The organism is Halomonas sp. TG39a, assembly GCF_000744395.1.
In the GTDB taxonomy this organism is placed as follows: Bacteria; Pseudomonadota; Gammaproteobacteria; order Pseudomonadales; family Halomonadaceae; genus Vreelandella; species Vreelandella ventosae_B.
The window spans coordinates 2,837,342-2,860,039 of the sequence record NZ_JQLV01000001.1 but is presented as its reverse complement, the minus strand read 5'-3'; the positions used below and the strand labels follow the sequence as shown (position 1 = coordinate 2,860,039).

The following is a 22,698-nucleotide window of genomic DNA, read 5'->3' as shown; positions in this document are numbered from 1 at the left end:
CACACACAGGAGGCGCTTTATGAGCACCCCACTGGATCCGATCATCAGCGAATTTGAGACGCAGGAGCAGTCAGACAGCTATCAACGCTGGTTCCGCGAGAGCGTACAAGCCAGCCTGGATGATCCCAGGCCTTCAATTCCCCACGATGACGTGATGGGTGAAATGCGTGAACTGATCGCTAAACGTCGCGATGCTGCTAGTGGAGTGGCGCCCCCAAGCCCGCGAATCGTTGTTGTGGGCGATCCCTACGCCGCCGAAGCACTTTATCAAGCCATTGAAGAAGCGACCGAGGCGCTACCACAGCATCCCTATTTGTACCGCCCAGGGCGAGTTGTCGGTATGCGTGAAGCCGTGGTCCACCCCAACTATATCGTGGTTTACCGTTTAGCATCAGGCTGTATTGAGATAGTTAACGTCCTGCACGCACGCCAGGAATATCCCTAGCTCGTTCCTCTTTAGCAGACGCTTGAACCGCATCCGCCAGCATATCGGCGGTAATCGCAGAGAGCGTCCAGCCCAGGTGGCCGTGGCCGGTGTTGTAGAACACGGTGGGCAGCTTGCCGCGGCCAACCTTGGGTAGCATGTTAGGCAGCATCGGGCGTAAGCCTGCCCAGGGCACCACGCGGCGGGTGCTGACGCCCGGGAAGCACTCTTCCACCCAGCGGATTAGCGGGCGGATGCGGTTGTCGCGGATATCGCGATTAAAGCCGTTAAATTCGGCGGTACCGGCGATGCGGAAGCGCTCATCCCCAAGGCGGCTGGTGACCAGCTTGGTTTCATCATCCAGCAGGCTGACCGTTGGAGCGGCCTGTTGAGAGGCAGCATCGTCAAGCTGCACGGTAATCGAATAGCCTTTAACCGGGTAGATATTGACCCGGTCGCCTAGCTTGGCAGCCAGAGCACGGCTGCCCACCCCGGCGCATACGACTACGCTATCAAAGGTTTCGCGCACCGGTTCACCACCGAGATCGGTAATATCATCGGCAGTGACCCAGGCGTGCTGCTCATCCGCGCCGATATCCTGCACGTTGTGGCCATAGTTAAGTGTTACGCCGCGTCGTTCAGCGGCTTGCGCTAGGCCATGGGTAAACTTATGAATATCACCGGTGGCGTCGCTTTCGGTGAAGAATCCACCGTAGTAGTTGCCCGCCAGGGTGGGTTCGATGGCGCGCATTTCTTCGGGCGTCACCGGTTGTCGCTCCAATCCGCCTTTGCTGAGTAGTTGCGATACTTTGGCGGCGTGTTCATAGCCCGCTTTATCGCGATAGATATGTAGAATACCTTTCTGCTTTAAATCGAAATCGATCTGCTCTTCCTGCGCCCACTGGAACAGGTGCTCGCGTGCGGCAATGGCCAGCCGTGCGGTCTCGGTGGTGTTGGCGGAGTAGCGAGGGATTGAGGCGATAAATTCGCCAAACCAACTGAGTTTGTGCCAGCTTGGGCGGGGGTTAACTAGCAGCGGTGCGTCGTTTCTCAGCATCCAGCGCAGGCCTTTGATTACCGTCGGCCAGTGGTTCCATACTTCGGCGTTTGACGCCGAGAGCTGACCGCCGTTGGCAAAGGATGTTTCCATCGCCGCGTAGCGATGCTTTTCAAAGACGGTGACGTCATAGCCACGTTTAGCCAGGGCGTAGGCGCTGGTAATGCCGGTAATACCACCACCGATAACGGCAATGCGTTGCATAACTCTCTCCAGATTGTATGAGCGTCGGGAATCCCACCTAACGGCGTAAGCTGCTGGGCGTACCCCTTCCGTCATGGAACCTGAGAGATTCACGCACCCGTTGGGTGCGCTTGCTCCTTCGGTGGGCTGAGTGACGCAGTCATCAGCCGCTCTTCGGAAAGCGAGGGTGATAGCGGTCCGGTTGCCTGAGAGTTTCCGGGGCAGTTGCTCCTTCGGCGCTGGCGTCATCGTGATAGCTGTCAGATGCGTCAAGCTCTCCCGCTACTACCTTGTTACTTATTGCCTTTAACACTGTCAGTTGTAACGTGACTATTTTTAGCATGGAAGTCGACTAAGGTCGTGAACGCTTATTCCACGGGGCTTATTCCAAGGGCTTAGCACGCTCGATGATCGCCGCGCAATCCAGCCCGGTGGGCAGCGTGCCTGTATTGAGACCACTGCGCTCAGCTAGTCGCCCAGCGCAAAATGCATCGGCCACATAGGAGGGGGCGTGCTGTACCAGCAGGGCGCCCTGTAACGCCAGGGCCATGCTGTCCGCCAACTGGCGGGCGCGGTATTGAAGCGCTTGGGTATTCTGCATCGCCCGCTGTAAGTGGTGAATAAAGCGGTCAAGATGCCCGTCGGCGCCTTGCGCTTTGGCAAGTTCGGCGAAGTAGGCATCGAGCACTTCAGGCTGCTTTTCAATCGCGCGTAGGATATCCAGGCACTGAACGTTGCCACTGCCTTCCCAAATGGCATTAATGGGCGATTCACGGAATAGGCGCGGCATTATATGAGTTTCCATGACGCCGCTACCGCCGATGACTTCCATCGCTTCATAGGCGTGATGGGGCGTGCGTTTACAGATCCAGTACTTGCCGACCGGCGTGGCAATGCGAGCAAGCAAGCGCTCGTGCTCGTTGTCTTGCTGATCCATCGCTCGGGCCATGCGCAGCATCAGGGTAGTCGCGGCTTCGCTCTCAATGGCCAGGTCGGCGAGCACGTTTTGCATCAGTGGCTGCTCGCTCAAGCGTGCCCCGAAGGCATGTCGATGAGAGGCATGGTGAATTGCCTGGGCAGTGGCCTGACGCATCCCCGCCGCGGAGCCAATCATGCAGTCGTAGCGGGTCATGGCCACCATCTCAATAATGGTGCGCACACCGCGGCCTTCATCGCCCACCATCCAGGCAAAGGCGCCTCGCAGTTCCGTTTCACTGGATGCATTCGCCACGTTGCCCATTTTGCGTTTTAGTTGCTGGATGTGGAGCGGATTTTTAGTGCCATCGGGCCGCCAGCGTGGCAGCAAAAAACAGCTCAAGCCGCCAGGCGCTTGGGCGAGTACCAGGAAAGCGTCGCACATCGGCGCGGAGACAAACCACTTATGCCCCACCAGCTCAAAAGCCCCACCCGGACCGCCTTGATCAATCGGGTAGGCGCGTGTGGTGTTAAGCCGCACATCGGAGCCACCCTGCTTCTCGGTCATCGCCATGCCGAGGGTAACGCCCTGTTTTTCGAAATAGGGCACGTTGCGTGGGTCGTAATGGGGCGCAGTGATTTTATCACCCCATTGTTCAAGCAAGCTGGGCTGATGGCGTAATGCAGGCAGGGCAGCAAATGTCATGGTGATCGGGCAGCCGTGCGCCGCTTCCACCTGAGTGTTGAGATAGTAGTTGGCGGCGCGCGTAACATGGGCGCCCGGCTGAGGGTTTCGCCAAGGGCTAGCATGCAAGCCGTGCTCTACCGCCGTTTGCATAAGCTGATGATAGGCCGGATGAAACTCGATCAAATCGACCCGATGGCCTTGTCGGTCATGGGTTACCAGCTGCGGTGAATGGCGGTTGGCGTCAAACCCCAAAGCAATCGCCTCGGCGGAGCCAGCCCACTGACCAAATGCCTTGAGTGAGGTGTCGTCAGTAACCCCTTCGCGTTTAACGCCTTCCAGAAGCGCACGATCAGCTGTGTAGCTGTTGTAATTCTCCAGCGCGAGAGGCTGGTTTTCCACCCGGTGTGTGTTGGCTTGGAGTTGGTCGGCAAGCGGGTAGTGGTGAGTCATGGTCATAACCTAGCGCGTAGCGACGGTAATTGTGTTTATTTAAACGAACGTTTTATAGTTCTTATGATAGTTGCTTGGCAGGAAAGACGCTAAAAATTGAAGGCCAAGGGGCGCGGGATTTTGTGCTGCTTTGCTCAGTCAGCGTATTTAACCGACAATGCTGCTTATCCTTCTCATTATTGAGTACTATCAATGCAAGCAAACGCGATGCAGGCAAACGGCTTTTTTGACGAAATCGGCCAGACTATCGGCGAAGCCATCCGTGTGGTGGTTGAGTTTCTGTTAGGTATTTTCACCAATTTTTTTGGCGCGTTTGGTGATTTTATCGATGGCCTAACTAGGTCTTTGGGGATCAACGATTCGTTTTTCAGCATTGCCGTCTTAGTGATTGGACTGCTGATCCTGTGGGGCGGTTTGCGCGCGTTTCTGCGCGGCTCGCTGCTAGGCGGTATTGTGCGTACCGTGTTAGGGCTGTTTATTCTTTCGTGGTTGATGATGTAGGCACACAGAGAGGAGTAGTAAATGAAGCAATATGCATTGGTCGCCTACGACTACACCGATGAGGGCGCCTTGGACCGCCGCTTGGCTTGTCGCGAGCCACACCTGGAAGGCCTACGTACCCTCTATCGGTCAGGTAATTTCGTCAGTGGCGGGGTGATTCTCAACGATGAAGGTAAAATGATTGGCTCAAATGCCCATTTCAGATTTACTACGCGAGAAGATTTAGAGGCTTGGTTAGCGCAAGAGCCTTATATGACTGAGCGTGTGTGGGAACAGGTCGATATACGCGAAGTTAAACTATTTGACCCCTCTGTTTAGCCCTTCTATCTAGTAAGACGAGCGAGCCTGGGGTTTGTTTATAAAATTGTTATAAAAAATGCCCATAGGTAAAAAATCGGTTAGTGGAATCAAAAATGCTTCAGTTGCTGCTCTAGCGCAAAAATATGCGCATCTTCCGCGCCCAGCTCGCGTAGCGCGATGGCTAGATTCACTAAGTACTCGCGGTTGGGGCCGCTGGGGCCATGGGCGTTGGCAATTTGCTGAGCGATCTCGGCAAGCGGCGCCTCGCCCAGAAAGGCAGGGTTATCATCGCTGGCCAAGTAGATAAGCCCTTCACTCTGTTCTGTCCCGTTGCCATTGTCATCAACAAAGGTCAGCGGTACTTTTTCCCGCAAATAACCGTTTTTCTCCCGCACATCCAGTGGTGCCAGCACTTCTGGGGTAATGCGGTAGGCCATGCCGTGGCAAATCGAATCCTGGGCGCGAACCAGTGTCGCCACACGGCCAGGTGCTTCAGGGGTGCCGCGGTGGTCGTGGGAGGCCTGCCAAAATCGACGCTCCCAGCCGTGAATATAAGCCGGGCGGCGCTCCAAGTAGGCAAAGTCAGCCTTCCAAATCAGGGAGCCGTAGCCAAACAGCCATATAGCCGCCTGACCCTCGAAGAAGTTTCTTTGCTGATTTAAGGCAGTGGTGTCAAACATCAGTATCAAGCATCATGTTCTCGGCGTATTTGTTCCAACGTCCATCTTATCATGTCATTGACGATTACTTGGGAGACAGACATGCGCGCGATTTTTCTGGTCGATAATGGCTCCCTGCGGCCCCAGGCAACGCTCAATTTACGCCGTGTGGCGGCTTCGCTTAGCGAGCTTATTGGTGAAACCGTGCAGGCGGCTTCGCTGCTGCACTCTAATAAGATTCCCGCAGAAGAGGTGGGGGGGATTCCCGCTACAACGCTTGGCCCCGCCGCAGAGCACAGCGCCGAGCAGGGGGCAACGGAAATCATTATCCTGCCGTTCTTTTTCGGCCCCAGCAAAGCGCTGACGGGTTACCTGCCTGAACGCATGGCAACTATGCAGGAGCGGTTCCCCCACGTGAAGGTGCGGGTGGCCCAGCCCTTGGTGGATGAGTTCGGGGGTAATGACCTGCGTTTGGCCCACCTGCTGGCCGATAACGTGCGCGACCAGCTTCGACCAGGTTCCAAGCCTCACGTGGCGTTGGTGGATCACGGTAGCCCGATTCCCGAAGTCACCGCCGTACGAAACCGCCTGGCGGGGCAACTTAGTGTACTGCTTGGCGATGACGTCGCCTGTGTTGCCGCTGCCTCCATGGAGCGCCGCGAGGGCGATGAGTACCGCTTTAACGAACCGCTGCTGGAAAACTTGCTAGTGACACCCGAGTTCAAGGCAGGCCCGGTGATCCTGGCGATGCTGTTTCTTTCACCAGGGCGCCACGCCGGGGAGGGCGGCGATATTGCCGAAATTTGTGCCGCCGCTGAACAGCAGCATCCAGGGCTCTCCGTTACCACGACCCAACTGGTGGGAGAGCACCACGGAATTGTCGATATTTTACACTCGCGATTGCGCCAAGCGATTGATGATCAACGCTTTCTGCTCGATATCCCGGCCATCGCCTGATATGACTAAAGTCTGATGGGTGAATACCCGCCCAATAGCGCGTAGAATCGCGAGCCTTTCTATTACTGTTAATGACACGCTAACCGGGCTCCTTTTGTGATCGCAACCGCCAATATCACCATGCAGTTTGGGGCCAAGCCCCTGTTTGAAAATGTCTCCGTTAAATTCAATAACGGCAACCGTTACGGCCTGATCGGCGCGAACGGCTGTGGCAAATCCACCTTTATGAAAATTCTCGGTGGCGATTTGGAGCCCTCTTCCGGCCAGGTGATGCTGGATAGCAGTACGCGGTTGGGTAAGCTGCGTCAGGATCAGTTCGCGTTTGAAAATGAGCGGGTGATCGATACCGTGATCATGGGCAATGTAGAACTCTGGTCAGTCGCGGCCGAACGGGAACGTATTTATTCGCTGGCGGAGATGAGCGAAGAGGACGGCATGGCCGTCGCCGATTTGGAAGTACGCTTTGCCGAGCTCGACGGTTATACGGCTGAACCCCGCGCGGGGGAGCTGTTACTGGGCCTGGGGATTCCCATTGAGCAACACACCGGCCCGATGAGCGAAGTCTCACCGGGTTGGAAGCTACGGGTGCTGCTGGCTCAGGCGCTGTTCTCAGACCCGGACGTGCTGCTACTGGATGAGCCTACCAACCACCTGGATATCAACACTATCCGCTGGCTGGAAGATATTCTTAAAGCGCGCAGCAGCACCATGATCATCATCTCCCACGACCGTCACTTCCTGAACAGCGTCTGCACCCATATGGCGGATCTGGATTACGGCGAAATTACCCTGTTCCCGGGTAACTACGATGATTACATGACCGCCGCCACCGCGGTCCGAGAGCGTCAGCACTCGGACAACGCCAAGAAGAAAGCCCAGATTGCCGAGCTGCAGCAGTTCGTTAGCCGCTTCTCCGCTAACGCCTCGAAGGCCAAACAGGCCACGTCTAGGGCGCGTCAAATCGACAAAATCAAGCTGGAAGATATCAAGCCCTCAAGCCGGGTCAGTCCCTTTATCCGCTTTGATCAGGCCAAGAAGATCCACCGCAACGCCGTTAATGTGGATGGCATTACCAAGGCTTATAACGGCGAGAAGGCATTGTTCGAACGTTTATCCATGACCGTGGAAGCCGGTGAGCGCATTGCCATCATCGGCCCCAACGGCATCGGCAAAACAACGCTGCTGAAAACCCTGGCGGGCGAGTTGCACCCGGATGCTGGCGAAGTGAAGTGGACCGAAGCCGCTGAGGTGGGTGTTTTTGCTCAGGATCACAGCGACGACTTTGCCGTCGACGCCACGCTTTTTGAGTGGATGTCGGCCTGGACTCAAGGTGGTGAGCAGGTGGTTCGCGGTGCTCTGGGGCGGATGCTGTTTTCCAGCGACGATATTGGTAAATCGGTGAAGGTCATTTCCGGTGGCGAGCAGGGGCGCATGCTGTTCGGTAAGTTAATCCTTACTCAGCCCAACGTAATGCTGATGGATGAGCCGACGAACCACCTGGATATGGAGTCGATTGAGGCGTTGAACCTGGCCCTGGAGAACTACCCCGGCACGCTGCTGTTTGTGAGCCACGACCGCGAGTTCGTTTCATCGCTAGCCACGCGCATTATTGATATGCAGCCGGAGGGCATCATCGATTTCAGCGGCAGCTACGATGACTACCTGCGTAGCCAGGGAGTCGTATAAACCAGGCATCGCTAAGGCTACTCGCCAATGATCTGGGCGTAAGTTTCTTCTGTTGCCACATCGTGACTGGTATCCAGCACATTGGCATTGAATAACGTCGCCGCTTCCTTGGCAAGTTCAACAAAAATAACTACTTGCTGGTTTCGGCGTTTACGCAAAGGAGGCTTAACGATCAAACTGATACCTTTGATCGTTTCACTGGCGCCCTCTCTAAAAAGATCGGGCAGTTCGCCGGGTAAAAATGCGTTGGCGATGGTAATTGGGTTAGCGGGCTGCTGCCCGTTAATCAAGAATACTTTTTTGAGCGAGTCGTAATGGGCGCCTTTTTCACGCAACCACTCGGTTAGGCGCTCATCTGAACTTTCATTAGGCTGATCAAAAATTATAAACAGCGAGTGCTGTTTCACCGTTTTGCTGGACTTGGCAGGTTTGGACGGCTCAGGTTCTTCAGGGCTATCCGTTGGTGAAGATGTTGGATTAGCGGCTTTGGCTATTGCATCCGCGCGTTTTTTTCGCCGCCTCCGCCGCCAAGGCACAATCACATAAATAAATATCGCCGTTGCCAGTGCGCCTAATACCAGCGACGCGAAGGCTAATAGTATTATGGTGGTGGTGCGATCCATAGTCTCAAAACCCTTTGTTTTTTAATTAGCACTCAGGCGTTATTTAAGCGAACAATGCTGGCATTGAGCGCCAGTGCAAGTGCTACCCAGAGCCAGTAAGGCACCATTAACCATGCGGCTAGCGTGCTTACTTGGTAAAACAGTGTGATGGCGATAGTAATTAACGCCAGTAACACCACAATATCTACCAGCGCAGCGACAATCTGCTTGCGGCCAAAGAACAGCCACGACCAGGCTGCATTGACTAAAAGTTGCAACGCGTAAACCGCTAAGCTTGCGGTACGCCATACCGATGCGTCGGCCATATATATCCGCCATGCGGCGATCGCCATTAATAAGTACAGTATGCCCCAAGCAATAGGGAAGGCGATATCCGGCGGAGTCCAGGTGGGTTTACGCAGTTCACGGTACCAGCCATCCGGCCGAAAGCGCGCGCCGGTGCTGGCCGTAAGGCCAACAAGCAGTAGAGAGACCAGCAGCGCTAATAGCGAACCAAACATTGATCACCTGTCTGTTCATACGAAAGAATCAATAGCCTAGCAGTGTTTTACAATGGGCAGATATAAAAAAGCATCACCGAAGTGATGCTTTTCCAACGTAAGGGAGTAACAGCAATAGTCGTGTGCTGTTTAACTCATACGGTCATAGCCATTATCCATAAATGGATAGTCGGTGTATCCCTTCTCATCACCGCCATAGAACGTTTCGTGATTCGGCTCGGTGAGCGGTGCTTTAACGCGGAAGCGCTCGGGTAGATCGGGGTTAGCAATGTAGGGGCGGCCGAAAGCCACTGCATCGGTAGTGTTTTCGCTAATGCGGGCCTCAGCGCGCTCTGCATCGTAGTTACCGCAGTAGATCAGGCTACCGCTAAAGCGCTCACGCATCTGCTCACGAAAACCGTCAGGGAAGGTGATATCGCCACCGGCCCAGTTGGGCTCGTTCAGGTGCAGATAGGCCAACCCACGCTTTGAAAGCTGCTCAGCCATGTAGAACGCCATCGCTTCCGGCTCATCGTCGGTCAAACCAAACAGTTCGATAAACGGCGTCATGCGTATGCCAACCCGGTCAGCACCGTAAACGTCAATCACCGCATCAACCACTTCCAGCGGGAAGCGAGCACGGTTTTCCAGTGAACCGCCGTACTGGTCGGTACGCTTGTTGGTACCCGTCGCCAGGAACTGGTTAAGCAAGTAGGCGTTCGCGGCGTGGACTTCGACCATATCGAAACCAGCACGCTTGGCGCGTTCGGCCGCTTGGCGATAGTCTGCAACAATGCCGGGGATCTCGTCGGTTTCCAGCGCGCGGGGCGTGCTGGTGGGGTGCTGGCCAGCGGTGCCGTCTTCAAACTCTACGAAACACTGGGCGCCTTCGCCTTTCAAGGCACTCGGTGCTACCGGCTGTTGGCCGTCAGGTTGAACCATTTCGTGAGAAACTCGCCCAACGTGCCACAGTTGCAGAGCAATACGGCCACCTTTGGCGTGTACTGCGTCAACAACGCCTTTCCAGCCTGTTTCCTGCTCATCCGTCCAAATACCGGGTGTATACACATAGCCCCGGGCAGTGGGAGAGATGTTGGTGGCTTCGCTGATGATCAGCCCCGCTCCTGCGCGCTGACCGTAATAAGCTTCCTGCATCTTACCCGGTACGCTATCTGGCGTACGTGAACGAGTCAGTGGCGCCATAATGACGCGGTTAGGAATCGATAGGCTGCCCAGTTGGAGGGGAGTAAACAGTGTTTCGAAAGCCATCAATTAAGCTCCTTTTGAATGCTTCGATGAAATAGTACGCACAAGAATAGACCAGTTTACTAGTTAGTGCCAGCCAGATATTTTTAAACGTATTTATGCGCTAGATAACCTTTTATGTGGCATCCAAACTCGCGATCTCTCTGGTACTCTTGCTGCTTATTACCAAGGATGTTGTTGATAGCATGTTAAAAAACGCCCCTCAGCGCCGCCCTTATCAGGTGGCGGAAACCATTAAATGCTGGATCGTGGACAGGCACCTAAAGCCGGGTGACCGGCTACCTAGCGAGTCGGAGCTGATGGAGACCCTGCAGGTGTCGAAAGGGACGGTACGTGAGAGCACGCGAGTACTGGAAGCCCAGGGGTTGGTTGAAACTCGCACAGGGCCCGGAGGTGGCGCTTTTGTGCGTGAGATGAGCGAGGCCAAAGCGGTATCGCTATTAAGCAATTACCTGTTTTTCAAAGAGATCTCAATCAAAGATATCTACCAGATACGCTTGGCGTTAGAGCCTGAACTAGCCGCTTCGTTAGCGGGGAACGTGGCTGCCAGCGATATGACACGCTTACGTGAAAGCCTGCATAGTTACGCAGACCCGGCGGACGATAGTGAGACTGAGCGCCAGCAACATCTTGATTCGCTGCATTTCCACCTAATGCTCGCTGAACTGGCCGGTGGCAATCAGCTGCTGACATTTATTATCCGCTTCACCATACAGGTGCTCTCAGATCTGACGATTTATCACCGTCTCTATGAGCCCGTTACCCACGATTTAGGACAGACTGGCTGTCGCTATCATGCAGAAATTTTGGATGCCATTGAGCTTGGCGATGCCGAAAGCGCCTATAACATCATGCGCGAGCATATGCTTGATGCCCAACAAGTGATGAATCAGCAGGAGGCTCAGGTACGTCGAGGCTTTTTACCTGAGCCACTAACGTAACGGGCTGAGGGCGGAAAACGCTATGGACGTGGCAGCTGCTGTAAAAATGCCATGATCACTCGCGTCGCGACTTCGCCGTCTTCGGCGGTAATAGCTTCGTCTGGGTGGTGGCTAAGCCCATCTTTACAGCGTACAAACAGCATGCCGATATCGGTTAATGCCTGCATCGCTAAGCCATCATGCCCAGCGCCGCTAAACATTCGCTCTGCCGGTTGGCCAACCTGGGTGCACGCCTGTTCGAGGGCGGTCATCATCCAATCGGCACAGGCCACCGCATCGGCGCTGTAGGTGTTTTCAATATTAATGGTTAATCCGCGGCGTTTCGCCACTGTCTCCAACGCTGCTTTTACGGCTTCCCTTCCATATTGGCGAGTCGCCGACTCTGGAGAGCGTAACTCTACCGTGAACGTTACCAGGGCGGGAATCACATTGACCGCGTTGGGATGGACATTGAGTCTGCCCACCACGCCGACCAACTCATCGGTATTCTGCAGTACGCTATCGATAGCAAGCACAATTTCCGCCGCGCCGACTAGCGCGTCATGACGTATGCCCATCGGTGTAGTGCCTGCGTGTCCGGCCTTGCCGCTTAGCGTGACTTGGTGGCGTTCAATGCCTGTTAAAGCCGTAACGATCCCCACGGCATGATCGCGCTGTTCTAGGATTGGCCCTTGTTCAATATGTACTTCTAAAAACCCCAGCGTGTTGGCAGGTTCGCGGGCGTTAGCGGGAATGTCCTCAGGCGTGCAACCGAAGGCTATTAATGCCTCTCGCAGAGAGATTCCCTCGGCATCCTGGGCTTCCAGTTGGTCGGGTGTCACGCTCCCCGCCAGCGCTTTACTGCCGACCAGCGTGGTCGGGAAGCGCACCCCTTCTTCGTCGCCAAATGCGACCACTTCTACCCCGAATGGCAGCGTCACGCCTTCGCGTTTAAGCGCCTCCAAGGCCAATAGCGGTAGGGCCACGCCTAGCATGCCATCGTATTTGCCCCCTTCTATTACTGAATCTTGATGAGATCCCATAATGAAGGTTTTCTCACCCGCTTGAGCTTTGGGGCAGCGACCCACAAGATTGCCAGCGGCATCCAGTTGGGGAGTAAGCCCCGCGTGTTCCATCCAGCGGCTGATTAGCGGCAGCACCTGACGATGCGCCTGGGAACAAAACAGACGCGTGACGCCGGGGCCTGGCTCAGAGTATTGGGCTGCTTCGTCAAGGCGGTCGATTAATGTCTTTCCCAACTCGCCTTGGTTAAAAGCAGTGCGAATAACCGTGTTGGTCATAAACTCTCCGATAGGCGCTGGCACAGGTTGCCAGCAACAGAGTAGACATCCTTTTAGCGCAGCGGCAGTTGGCGCCAAAAGGCTTGAAAGTCGTTGGCCATAAACTGGTCGGCTAACGACCGCAGTGCGCCCACGACGTTTTCCGACCAGTCGACGCGCAAATCGATAGGTGCTTGATGAAATGACTCAATACGCAGCGCTGCCGAGCGGGCACCGCGCCTATCGCCACCTGCGATTAGGGCGGCATCCAGTGCGCCAATGAGATGCTCAAGTAGGTGTTGATCGTGAGGGATAGGGTAGCGGGGTGTTTCTAGGCGTTGGATGGCCGCTTCGCTATTCTCAGCGCTAAGCGTTAAAAATTGCTCTGCCAATACCTGCACGACTTCGGCACTCTGCAGCATGTTGCCAACGGCAGCGACACTGGGAAAGCAGGTTTCAGCCACTTCAAGCACATTCTCTGCACCTGAGTGTACCGATGACCGACCTTGAGCATCCATCACCAAGCATTGGCGCAGCGCTGAGTCGTTATCCTCACTAACGGTGACGCCAAGTGCCTGCTGAGCACTGGCGCCAGCAGCAAGTGCTTTGTATGCCCGAGCTGGATACCACGGGTTGGTAAAGCGCCCTTGGGTGACGCATGCCCCAGTGCCTCGCCAACAGTGATGCACATAGCCTCCCACCGCCACTCCGCCTGTAGCGGTGATGGCCGCGACGGTGCCTGTGGCAGGATTGCAATGAACGAGAGAAAGCGTCATCGCGGTTTCCTATGTTGTTCAGTAACCCACCAAGTGGCCAATCACCAACCCTACCCAGGCTAATACATACACCAACGCCATAAAGGGCATAATCGCCTTCAACCACTGGGCGTATGAGACGCGACCTAGCGCCAGCATGGCGAGTGTGCCGCCAGACGTGGGAACAATCAGGTTCGTTAAACCGTCGCCGACTTGGAATGCAGTGATCATCAGTTGACGGCTCATACCCACAAGATCGGCCACTGGAATCAGAATGGGCATTGTCACCAGTGCCTGACCGGAACCGGAAGGTATGAAGAGGTTGATAATACCCTGCACCACACTGGCCATAATCGCGGAAAATATTGACGGAATGCCGTCGATCATGGCGCTCAGCGAGTTAACGATAGTGTCAATAATCACTGCTTGCTCAAGGATGACCTGAATAGAGGCCGCCACTCCGATCACCAGCGCGCCTGCGGTTACGCTGGCAGCACCCTCCATCATCTGTTTAACAATACCGTTGGCCGATAGGCCGTTTAAGGCGCCAATGATGATCGCCAGGAGCAGGAAAGTACCTGCAATTTCATTGATATACCAACCGCGAGTGAACACGCCAATGAGCATAGCGACCAGACCACCCACGAACACGACCATGGTCAGAATGTTGCGCTTGGTGAGAGAGTATTCGCTAAGCGGTTTGCTCAGTGCTTCCGCGTTATCCGGCTCTTTAAACTCCATTTTGACGACGCGTTTGCAGATATACAGCGAGAGCAGTGCCAGTGACGAAAGCACCAGCAACGTACGCAGCCAAGCGCCAGAGAAGGTCGGCAGTTCCGCGATACCTTGAGCAACCCCAACGGTATAGGGATTGATGGGCGAGAGTGCAAAACCGATCCCGATACCACCGACGGCCATAGCAGTACCCACCAAACTGGAGCAGCCAATGGCACTGGCGATGAGTACCGCAATGGGGACTAATGCAATGTTGTTTTCAAACCCGACGGCGACACCAAAAAAGCCGTAGATAAAGGTACCGACGACAATAATCACGTTACGCCGCTCAACGCCAACACGATTAACCGCTACGCCGATCGCGTTCTCTAACGCACCGGTCTTTTGCAAAATATGAAACAGACCACCGGCGATAAAGACGATAAATAGATACTGCGAGGCGGAGATAAGCCCTTCAGGAATCGCCACAAAAATATTGAAAAGGGGGATATTGGCAACGTCTTCCAAGTAGGCAAAAGAGCCCGGCACCACCACCGTTCGGCCATCTTGGGTAACTCGTTCAAATTCACCGGCGGGGATAATAAAGGTCAGAAAATAGGTAGCAACCAGAATAATAAAGATTAGCACCATGGGGTCGGGAACAGCCTGATACCACTTTTTACGCGAGCCAGAGGCTGTCGCGGTTTGTTGTTCAGCCATGAGGATACCCTTTTTTGTGATGTGTCTCAGCGTTGACGCTCGTTGGCGCCTCACTTTGAATTTATCATGATAAATAGCAGGGTCAAGCAAGGCTGAATTTTCAAACGGCAGGAACACGCCGATTAGACCGATTTGGAGGCCTTAATCGCACGCTTGTTTGTGGAAAAGGGAATTAACGTCGTTGCCAAGGCCAGCGCCGTTTGGCAGGAGTGTCGATCTGCTGGAGCGCACTAGAGAGTGGCAACATAATGGCACCCAGTTGGCGATAGCAGATCGAGCTGCTGAGCACCCCTGGGCACTGTTTGAGTAGCAGCTCGCACTGTTGCGAGGCGATATAGAGCTGTTCGGTGACGGCTGGGGCGAACAGCGGTTTGGCTTGTTGGCAGCAGCGAGTGAGCTCCCGCGCCAGCATGGAAAGCATGCTGGTATCCATCCAGCAGGGCAGCGGGTCTTCCAGGCGGCCAGCAATAGAGTGCTGAACCGCTTCAAAAGAGGTGCGCAAAAATATCAACGTTTGGCGAAGTTGGCGCTGCTCACTGGTCATAGTGCTTACCTTTACCTCAAGTGATCGTCACCTCATATAGATGAGAGAGCTAAAAATAGTGTTTCTCATTTGCATCTGTGATGACGATAGCGCTACTCCATCGAGCTGTCAATACTGTGACTATAAGGCGCAAGATCCTATGAGCGCGCCTCAAACAGCTGCCAGTCGTTATTGGTCAGCGGTGTGGCTCCGCTTTCAGTCACCACCACAGTGTCGCTTATTCCTACGCCCCACTGACCAGGTACGCGCAGGCAGAGCGGCAGGTGAAACACCATATTGGCTTCGAAGGTGCGGTTCTGACCTTTGGCGATAAAGCCGGTGCCCTCCACCCAGCTAGGTGGAAACTGCGCACCCACGGCGTAACCAAATACACCGGAGAAGAAATACTGGTCGCGCTGAGGTGCGAGCAGGGCGTCGGCAGCCTGGGCGGCGGCATCAAAGGTGTTGCCAGGCCGCATGGCGCTGCACAGCGCTTCAAAAATTGAGCGGCATAGATCCCGGGTAGCGGAGAGAGCTGGGCTTGGCACGCCTGTTACCGCGGTGCGCATCATGGGGGCGGTGTAGCGTTGATAAGCGGCGCCAAACTCTAAGAAAACCGGCTCATTGGCCTGGATAACACGCCGTTTATGGTTGACGTGAATCACGCCAATGCGGTGCCCGCTGGTCACAATGGGCTGCAGACTCATAAACTCGCTGCCATTTTCAAGAAGGGCCTTGGCACCCGCGGCGGCAATTGCGTTATCGGTCATGCCGGGGCGAATGCTCTGTATGGCGATCTCTAAACCTAGGGCGGTTATGCGTGCGCTCTCTTGCAGCATCTCCAGTTCAGCAGGGCTTTTAACAATTCTGATGGCATCGACTAGCGCGCCTGCTTCGCTAAAGCGTTCACGGCCAATGGTCTGCATCAGCGCATCAATGACGCCAAAGCGTAGCCCGCTGCTCCAGCCATCAATACCGATTTTTTGGCAAGGGGTAAGCAGATCTGCCAAAGGGGTGATGATTTCATCCAGGTTTTCCCAGCGATAGCCGATGATCTCATCCACTCGGGCGGTGACCACTGCAGCACCGGTTTCAATCGAGGCGACTTGCAGTACTAACCGCTCTTGGGTGCAGACCAGGCAGGCGTGCACCGAGACTTCAAAGGTGTGATAGCCGGTGAGGTAATTGATATCGGCGGGGTCGGTGAGCAGCAACGCGTCTAGCGTTTGCTGTGCCATGGCCTGACGAACCTTTGCCAAGCGCGTTTCGTACTCAGCCGCGGGAAAGGGCAGTTCACTCTGAGCAAGTGTTTCCGCCAGGGCTTCGCGGTAGTGGTGATAATCCATAGCGACCTCCATTGATGGCTATGGACAGTATAGGCATCTGCCGGAAGCTCGCTTTGCTCTTCCTCAACGCTAACGGGTGAGCAGAAATACCCCTTGCAGTAAGTAGAAAACCCCAATACCGGTCACGATCCAGCGGGTCCAGGTGCGGAAGTTGGCATCGGTGAGGCGATGTAAAATGCGGTTGCCGGTGTGGGTGCCAAAGATCGCAAACGGCGCCGCTAGCAGCACAATGCCCCATTCGCCCGCGCTAAGCGCCATGGCGGCGCCAAGATAAAAGATAATTTTAATACTGTGAGCCACTACCTGAATCATCGCCTTGGTGGCCACTACTTGGCGGCGATCCATATGCGAGCGCACAAAGAAAATATCAATCAGCGGCCCGGAAACCCCCGCGGCAATGGTTAAACCACCGGAGGCGATGCCACAGCAAAGGGCGTGACTGGCGCGGTTGGCATCCAGGTGAAACCAGCGCTTGGGTATCCATACCAGAATCGGCATTAGGCCAATCAACAGCGATACGCTGGCGGCATTAGGGCTGTAGTTAAACAGCAGCAGTAAGCCCGCGGCACTCAGCACACCCAACGTCATAAAGGCGACAATACGCCAGACAATAAAGCGCCGCGATAGCCATGCTCGTGATCCATTCGCGGTGAGCTGGATAACGCCGTGTACCGCCATCGCCGTGCCTGCGGGAAAGATCAGCAGCAGAAACCACAGCAGTACCAAACCGCCCGCCATGCCAAACACACCCGACAGCATCGAGGTGAAAAACACCACGCTAACAAAAGCAATGCCTATCCATAAGCTCATAACGCTCTTCCTTGCTCTTGCTTACTCGTTCTTAACTACGACAAAACGGCCAGACCTGATAAAACTTGCGGCACTGAAACTCTGCTTCACAGCTGTTGAGCTGTGATTGATAGCGGTTAGCGCGGGACGCTACTTGCCTGCCTGCACTCAATACCTGAGGCTTGCCACGGTAAGTGCCTCGTTGGTAACCGCCCGCGCCTTCGTGGTAAGCATAATAAAGGTGCTCAGGGTTGCTTAGCGATATCCCCGCCTGCTGCTGGGAGCGGCGGTTGTACCAGCCAATAAAATCGGTGGCGTGCTTCATATGGGTACGCCGGGCAAATAGGCTGCCCGCTTGATCCTCGTACTCCTCCCAAACCGGGTCTTGGGCCTGGGCGTAGCCTTTGGCAGAAGAGGGGCGGGGGCCGGGAATAAAGCCTAGATAGTATTTGCGATCAGGACGGATATGACTGCGAAACGATGACTCCTGCTGAATAAAAGACATCTGGGTGGCGATGGGTGTGCCCCATTTTTCCTCAGACTCCCTTGCGTAGTCGTACCAGCTCGGCTGCTCGCGAAATATCTCGCAGATATTGCTTTGATCCTGGGGCGGGTTGGGGGCAAAGGTGGCGCAGCCAGAGAGGAGGAGCACGAAGCTCAGCGTTACCCACAGGCGTAGCTTAGCGACAGACGACGAGATGAGAGGTGAGGGGCTAGCGGTTAAAGCAGCAGTAAAACCATCAACAGGGTGACGCATAAAATGTCCTTGTGGATAAGCCCTTCTAAACAAGAGCCTATGAATAAGTTATTGATAGCCTGTGGATAAGCTGTGAGTTTTATTATTGAACAAAAGAGGTGACGCAACCCCCCCTCACGCCTATCGCAGCAGTGCCTCCAGGCAGCGACGTAGCCGCTGTGCCTCACGCACCAAGGTTTCACCCGAGAGCATGCCAACGCCCATCACGAGCCCCGAACGTGAGTCACCCTTCGCGCAGACCGGGCTCAGTGGGCGGACAATCAAATGCTCTTTTAACAGCGTGTGAGCAATCTGTACGTCGTTGATAGGCGACTCAAACTCCACGCATAGGCTAATGGCGCTGCTCGGCGGCGAGACGCTGCGCACCTGGGGCAGCGAGCTTAGCTGGCCATGCATCACCTGCTGGCGACCTAAGTAATCGCGTTGAATGCGTCGACACCAGGCATCCAAATCGCCATCAAAAATAAACTGCGCCAGTACGGCTTGATCCAGCATGCGCCCTTCGCGGAAAAGCTCACTGCGCAGACGGTTCATCGGCCCGGCTAAATGGTGGGGGACGACTAGATAGCCTAAGCGCAGCCCAGGAAACATCATCTTGGAAAACGAGCCCACCAGCAAGTGGCGCTCGGAGTTTGGGTCGAAGAGCAGGTTAGCGTGGTCGTCGCGGTTGAACTCGTAATCATCCTCGACAATATAAGTGGGCGCTAAGGCGTCGCATAAGCGCTGTTTATCCATCGCGCTGGTGGGCACGCTGAGAGGGTAGTGGTGCGAGCCGGTCAGGTAGGCCAGTTTGACTGGACCATGATATGAAGGCAGCGAATGCCCCTGGTCGGGGTGCCACGCTACCGGTTCGATTTCCAACCCTACAGCGGTAAATACGTTGCGCGCCCCCCAGTAGCAGGGCGACTCCATGGCCACGGTGTCGCCCACATCGGCCAGCGCCATGGCGCATAGTTCAATACCGTTATGGGTACCATCGGTGATGATGATCTGCTCAGTGTCGCAGTTAATATTGCGCCAGCGTGCCAAAAAATCGCGTATCGCACGCTTTAACGGCCCGTAGCCACCGGTGGAATAGGAGAGCAGCAGGGCGTTTTGTGGCACGGTAACGCTGGCATAGAGCTGCCGCCATTTACGCATCGGGAACTGGGCGATATCGGGAATACCCGGTACGAAGGCACCGCTTTGAATCATGCTCGCGCCGGGGCCATCCAGCACCCGTTGGGCGCGAGAGGAGAGCTGTGCATTGCCACGCAGGGGAGGGCTTGGCGTAATAGGACGGCACGTCCAGGTGCCTTGGCCATGGGCGGTTTTAAGCAGTGCTTCTTCGAGCAGGGTATGAATCGCCAGCGCCAGGGTTTGACGGGCAACACCGAGGGCATCCGCCAACTGGCGGTGAGAGGGGAGCCGCAGTCCGGAAGGCCACTGCTGGGTAATGGCTTGTCGCAAGGCCTGCTCAATACGCACCTGCTTACTCAACCGCTCCGGTTGGAGTGCATAAAGTTGTACAAGTTGGTGCACGACCTCCTTTCGATCCATCTGGATGCCTCCTTAATCCCGCTTAACCCGCTAGCAGCGGGCTCTTAGACGAAAGCAGTATGAAAATATTGCACCCTTTCGGTGCGTCTAAAAAGTGGTCTAGTCGAACGCAAAAGTGGTGCATTCGCGTTTTCGCTCCCGCCTGCTAGCGTGTTGCTATTCTGTTTAACAAGCCCGTTTAAAAAGCGAGGCCGCTAAAACAGGACCAGGATACTGCGCCCCTGAGCGCCTACGACAACATCCAATAACTCGCAGGACATTTACAATGACTACACCCTCATCAGAACAGGAAGGGCTCGTCCGGGTACTGGCCCGTGGCGATGTACTAGCGCTGGCTTTCGGCGCGATGATCGGCTGGGGCTGGATTGTACTCACCGGTACCGCGATTCAATCCGCCGGTAGTCTAGGCGCCATTATAGCGTTTATTATCGGCGGCTTAGCGATTGTCTTGGTTGGGCTTACCTATGCAGAGCTTGCCGCTGCGATGCCCAAAGTGGGTGGCGAGCACGTTTACAGCTACCGCGCTTTAGGTCACTTGCCCTCCTTCTTATGCACCTGGGCGATTATTTTGGGCTACTTGAGCGTGGTGGCCTTTGAAGCCGTTGCCTTGCCCACGGTGATCGAGCACCTGGCGCCTAACTACGCCGTTGGTCATCTATGGACGATTGCCGGGTGGGAAGTGAAAGCCACTTGGGTAGCGGTTGGCGTAGGCGGCTCGCTGGCCATGATGGTGATCAACTACTTCGGCGTGACCACTGCTGCGCTGCTACAGAAGGTCGTCACCGGGTTGATTCTGCTGGTGGGGGTGATGTTTGTCACTGGTTCGCTATTTGAAGGCGAAACCATCAATATGATGCCGCTCTTCACCCAGGCCGATAGCGGCGTGTTCGCAGGTATTGTGGCGGTACTGGTGATGGTGCCGTTCCTGTTTGTGGGCTTTGACGTTATTCCCCAGGCGGCAGAAGAGATCAACCTGCCCTATAAAGCCATCGGCAAAGTGCTGATGATGTCGGTCATTCTGGCGGTGGTGTGGTACGCGCTGATTATTCTGGCCACCAGTCTTGCGCTGAATAGCGATGAGTTAGCGGCAAGCTCGCTTAGCGTGCCGGATGCCATGGGCAGCCTGTTTAACGCCTCGTGGGCCAGTAACCTAATGGTCATGGCGGGTATTGCGGGCATTATCACTAGCTGGAACGCCTTCTATATTGGCGGCTCCCGGGCGATTTATGCCCTCGCTAAGGCAGGCATGCTGCCAGCCCCCTTTGCCAAGCTGCACCCACGCTACAAAACGCCCACTAACGCCATCTTTATGATGGGCTTTCTCTCCTGTCTGGCGCCTTTCTTTGGCCGCCCTGCACTGGTGTGGATCGTTAACGCCGGTGGTTTAGGCATCGTGTTGGCCTACCTGTTTGTGGCGATCTCCTTTGTGGTGCTGCGGGTGCGCGAGCCAGACATGCCGCGCCCGTTCAAGGTTAGCAACGGTAAGTTGTGCGGCACTCTGGCGATCATTCTCTCTTTCGCAATGGCGTGCCTCTACCTGCCCGGTAGCCCCGCGGCACTTAGCGGCGCTGAATGGACCATCTTTGCCGGCTGGGCCGTATTAGGCCTCGCGTTATATGTTCACGCACTGCGCACTTATGGCCGTGATTACAGCGACCGTCATATGAAAGTTGACCTGTAAGTTGTCCACCGAGACTTAAGGAGCCTCTTATGAGCTTTATCGAACAGTGGTTGCACGACGGCGTCCCTGCCCTGATTGGCACTGAATGGCGTACAGGCAAGCAGAGCTTTGCGGTAGATAACCCCGCCACCGGTGAAACGATTGCCCGGGTGGCCGATATGGACGCCGACGATACCCGTGACGCCGTGGCTGCGGCCTACAACGCCGGTGCTGCCTGGCGAGCCACGCCAGTCAAGCAGCGCTCTGCGCTGATGCGCCGCTGGTTTGACCTGGTCATTGAGCACGCCGACGACTTGGCCCGCCTAATGACCTTGGAGCAGGGCAAGCCGTTGGCAGAAGCCAAAGGCGAAGTGATCTACGGTGCGTCGTTTATTGAGTTTTTCGCCGAAGAGGCCAAGCGCATGGCAGGGGAAACCCTGCCCAGCCACGGCGCGGATAAGCGCCTGCTGGTACTGCGCGAGCCGATCGGTGTGGTGGCGGCGATTACCCCGTGGAACTTCCCGCTAGCGATGATTACTCGTAAGTGCGCCCCGGCCCTGGCCGCTGGCTGCACCGTGGTTATCAAACCCGCAGAAGCTACGCCGTTAACGGCGCTAGCCGCTGCTTACCTGGCGCTGGAGGCGGGTCTGCCTGCGGGCACCATTAACGTTATTACCGCGTCAGCACCGGCAGCGGTAGGTGAAGTGCTTACTACTGATCCGCGGGTGCGTAAAGTCTCGTTTACCGGATCTACTCCGGTGGGTAAGCACTTACTTGCCCAGTGCGCTAGCACGGTGAAGAAAACCGCCATGGAGCTGGGTGGCAACGCGCCGTTTATCGTTTTTGACGACGCCGATGTAGATGCCGCTGTTGATGGCGCCATTGCCTCCAAATTCCGTAACGCCGGGCAAACCTGTGTTTGCACCAACCGCTTTTTGGTTCAGGACGGCATTTACGACGCGTTCGTTAGCAAGCTGACCGAGCGAGTGAGCGCGCTAAACGTAGGTGACGGCCTGGCGGAAGGCAGCATCATCGGCCCGCTGATCAATCAAGCGGCGGTGGACAAGGTTAAGCGCCATGTCGATGACGCGTTGAACCAAGGCGCGCGGCTGCTCTGCGGTGGCAAACCCCATGCAGCGGGCGAGCGCTTCTTCACTCCCACGGTGCTGGCGGACGTCACCACTAAAATGGCGGTGGCTGATGAAGAGACCTTTGGCCCGGTCGCGCCGGTGTTCCGCTTCCAGCGCGATGAAGAAGCTATCGCCATGGCCAACGATACGCCGTTTGGTTTGGCGGCCTACTTCTACTCCACTGACTACCGCCGCATCTGGCACACCATGGAGCAGTTGGAGTACGGCATGGTCGGCGTTAATGAAGGGTTGATCTCCACCGAGCTGGCGCCGTTTGGCGGCGTAAAAGAGTCCGGGCTGGGACGTGAAGGCTCACACCACGGTCTCGATGAGTTTACTGAACTGAAATACGTCTGCGTTGGCGGCCTTTAAAGAGA

Annotated in this window: 22 protein-coding genes and 1 riboswitch; of the genes, 8 read left to right on the top strand and 14 right to left on the bottom strand. The window is 55.6% G+C overall.

What is annotated here, in order from left to right:
• Positions 1-19: 19 nt before the first annotated feature.
• Positions 20-445 (top strand): type II toxin-antitoxin system RelB family antitoxin, encoded by a 426-nt coding sequence (gene relB / locus U738_RS12785; protein ID WP_197671973.1) that lies wholly within the window; start codon positions 20-22, stop codon positions 443-445.
• On the opposite strand, the gene U738_RS12780 is transcribed toward relB, so the two are convergent.
• Both U738_RS12780 and U738_RS12775 read right to left on the bottom strand, forming a co-directional pair.
• Positions 411-1,760 carry a D-amino acid dehydrogenase gene (locus U738_RS12780; RefSeq protein WP_327050256.1) on the bottom strand — a complete coding sequence of 450 codons (1,350 nt, stop codon included), beginning with the start codon at positions 1,758-1,760 and terminating at the stop codon, positions 411-413. The two genes, relB and U738_RS12780, sit on opposite strands and share 35 nt — an antisense overlap.
• A gap of 88 nt (positions 1,761-1,848) precedes the next feature.
• A riboswitch (glycine riboswitch) is annotated at positions 1,849-1,956 on the bottom strand.
• A gap of 90 nt (positions 1,957-2,046) precedes the next feature.
• Positions 2,047-3,717, bottom strand: a complete 1,671-nt coding sequence (locus tag U738_RS12775; protein WP_035581081.1) for an isovaleryl-CoA dehydrogenase — start codon at positions 3,715-3,717, stop codon at positions 2,047-2,049.
• 207 nt (positions 3,718-3,924) lie between these two features.
• On the opposite strand from U738_RS12775, the gene U738_RS12770 reads away from it, so the two are divergent.
• Together U738_RS12770 and U738_RS12765 are read left to right on the top strand one after the other, a co-directional pair.
• A complete protein-coding gene (locus U738_RS12770; RefSeq protein ID WP_035583546.1) occupies positions 3,925-4,218 on the top strand; it encodes a hypothetical protein in 294 nt (97 codons plus the stop codon).
• A 21-nt stretch (positions 4,219-4,239) separates the two neighbouring features.
• Positions 4,240-4,536: a YciI family protein gene (locus tag U738_RS12765; protein WP_035581078.1), complete on the top strand. Its 297-nt coding sequence runs from the start codon at positions 4,240-4,242 to the stop codon at positions 4,534-4,536.
• 89 nt (positions 4,537-4,625) lie between these two features.
• Here U738_RS12765 and U738_RS12760 read toward each other — a convergent pair whose 3' ends face one another.
• Complete coding sequence (locus tag U738_RS12760; RefSeq protein WP_035581075.1) at positions 4,626-5,198, bottom strand: gamma-glutamylcyclotransferase; 573 nt, start codon at positions 5,196-5,198, stop codon at positions 4,626-4,628.
• 81 nt (positions 5,199-5,279) lie between these two features.
• Between U738_RS12760 and U738_RS12755 the strand changes: the two genes are divergently transcribed.
• Both U738_RS12755 and U738_RS12750 read left to right on the top strand, forming a co-directional pair.
• Positions 5,280-6,134 (top strand): sirohydrochlorin chelatase, encoded by an 855-nt coding sequence (locus U738_RS12755; protein WP_035581072.1) that lies wholly within the window; start codon positions 5,280-5,282, stop codon positions 6,132-6,134.
• Between the two features lie 96 nt (positions 6,135-6,230).
• Complete coding sequence (locus tag U738_RS12750; RefSeq protein ID WP_035581069.1) at positions 6,231-7,820, top strand: ABC-F family ATPase; 1,590 nt, start codon at positions 6,231-6,233, stop codon at positions 7,818-7,820.
• 17 nt (positions 7,821-7,837) lie between these two features.
• Here the strand turns inward: U738_RS12750 and U738_RS12745 are convergent, their stop codons facing one another.
• The 3 genes from U738_RS12745 to U738_RS12735 form a co-directional block, all read right to left on the bottom strand.
• Positions 7,838-8,443 carry a cell division protein ZipA C-terminal FtsZ-binding domain-containing protein gene (locus tag U738_RS12745; RefSeq protein WP_035581066.1) on the bottom strand — a complete coding sequence of 202 codons (606 nt, stop codon included), beginning with the start codon at positions 8,441-8,443 and terminating at the stop codon, positions 7,838-7,840.
• 32 nt (positions 8,444-8,475) lie between these two features.
• Complete coding sequence (locus U738_RS12740) at positions 8,476-8,943, bottom strand: TspO/MBR family protein (protein WP_035581063.1); 468 nt, start codon at positions 8,941-8,943, stop codon at positions 8,476-8,478.
• Positions 8,944-9,072: 129 nt separating this feature from the next.
• The gene (locus U738_RS12735) at positions 9,073-10,191 is read right to left on the bottom strand and encodes an alkene reductase (protein WP_035581060.1); all 1,119 of its coding nucleotides are present in this window, start codon (positions 10,189-10,191) and stop codon (positions 9,073-9,075) included.
• 182 nt (positions 10,192-10,373) lie between these two features.
• Here U738_RS12735 and U738_RS12730 point away from each other — a divergent pair, with 182 nt between their 5' ends.
• Positions 10,374-11,129 (top strand): FadR/GntR family transcriptional regulator, encoded by a 756-nt coding sequence (locus tag U738_RS12730; RefSeq protein WP_035581058.1) that lies wholly within the window; start codon positions 10,374-10,376, stop codon positions 11,127-11,129.
• Positions 11,130-11,149: 20 nt separating this feature from the next.
• Here the strand turns inward: U738_RS12730 and U738_RS12725 are convergent, their stop codons facing one another.
• The 8 genes from U738_RS12725 to U738_RS12690 form a co-directional block, all read right to left on the bottom strand.
• Entirely contained in the window at positions 11,150-12,409 is a 1,260-nt protein-coding gene (locus U738_RS12725) for an allantoate amidohydrolase (protein WP_081899097.1), read from the bottom strand.
• A gap of 53 nt (positions 12,410-12,462) precedes the next feature.
• Positions 12,463-13,164 carry a DUF1028 domain-containing protein gene (locus U738_RS12720; RefSeq protein WP_035581055.1) on the bottom strand — a complete coding sequence of 234 codons (702 nt, stop codon included), beginning with the start codon at positions 13,162-13,164 and terminating at the stop codon, positions 12,463-12,465.
• Between the two features lie 18 nt (positions 13,165-13,182).
• Positions 13,183-14,577, bottom strand: coding sequence for a YfcC family protein (locus U738_RS12715; protein ID WP_051912771.1), 1,395 nt, complete (start codon positions 14,575-14,577; stop codon positions 13,183-13,185).
• A gap of 172 nt (positions 14,578-14,749) precedes the next feature.
• Complete coding sequence (locus U738_RS12710; RefSeq protein WP_035581049.1) at positions 14,750-15,121, bottom strand: hypothetical protein; 372 nt, start codon at positions 15,119-15,121, stop codon at positions 14,750-14,752.
• Between the two features lie 137 nt (positions 15,122-15,258).
• Positions 15,259-16,446: a M24 family metallopeptidase gene (locus U738_RS12705; protein WP_035581045.1), complete on the bottom strand. Its 1,188-nt coding sequence runs from the start codon at positions 16,444-16,446 to the stop codon at positions 15,259-15,261.
• Positions 16,447-16,515: 69 nt separating this feature from the next.
• Positions 16,516-17,256 carry a sulfite exporter TauE/SafE family protein gene (locus tag U738_RS12700; protein WP_035581042.1) on the bottom strand — a complete coding sequence of 247 codons (741 nt, stop codon included), beginning with the start codon at positions 17,254-17,256 and terminating at the stop codon, positions 16,516-16,518.
• 31 nt (positions 17,257-17,287) lie between these two features.
• The gene (locus U738_RS12695) at positions 17,288-17,992 is read right to left on the bottom strand and encodes a transglycosylase SLT domain-containing protein (protein ID WP_197671975.1); all 705 of its coding nucleotides are present in this window, start codon (positions 17,990-17,992) and stop codon (positions 17,288-17,290) included.
• A 120-nt stretch (positions 17,993-18,112) separates the two neighbouring features.
• On the bottom strand, positions 18,113-19,531 hold the full coding sequence (locus tag U738_RS12690; RefSeq protein ID WP_035581039.1) for an aminotransferase-like domain-containing protein: 1,419 nt from the start codon (positions 19,529-19,531) through the stop codon (positions 18,113-18,115).
• 265 nt (positions 19,532-19,796) lie between these two features.
• Here U738_RS12690 and U738_RS12685 point away from each other — a divergent pair, with 265 nt between their 5' ends.
• Complete coding sequence (locus U738_RS12685) at positions 19,797-21,212, top strand: APC family permease (protein WP_035581036.1); 1,416 nt, start codon at positions 19,797-19,799, stop codon at positions 21,210-21,212.
• 29 nt (positions 21,213-21,241) lie between these two features.
• Positions 21,242-22,693 (top strand): NAD-dependent succinate-semialdehyde dehydrogenase, encoded by a 1,452-nt coding sequence (locus tag U738_RS12680; RefSeq protein ID WP_035581033.1) that lies wholly within the window; start codon positions 21,242-21,244, stop codon positions 22,691-22,693.
• Positions 22,694-22,698: the final 5 nt, after the last annotated feature.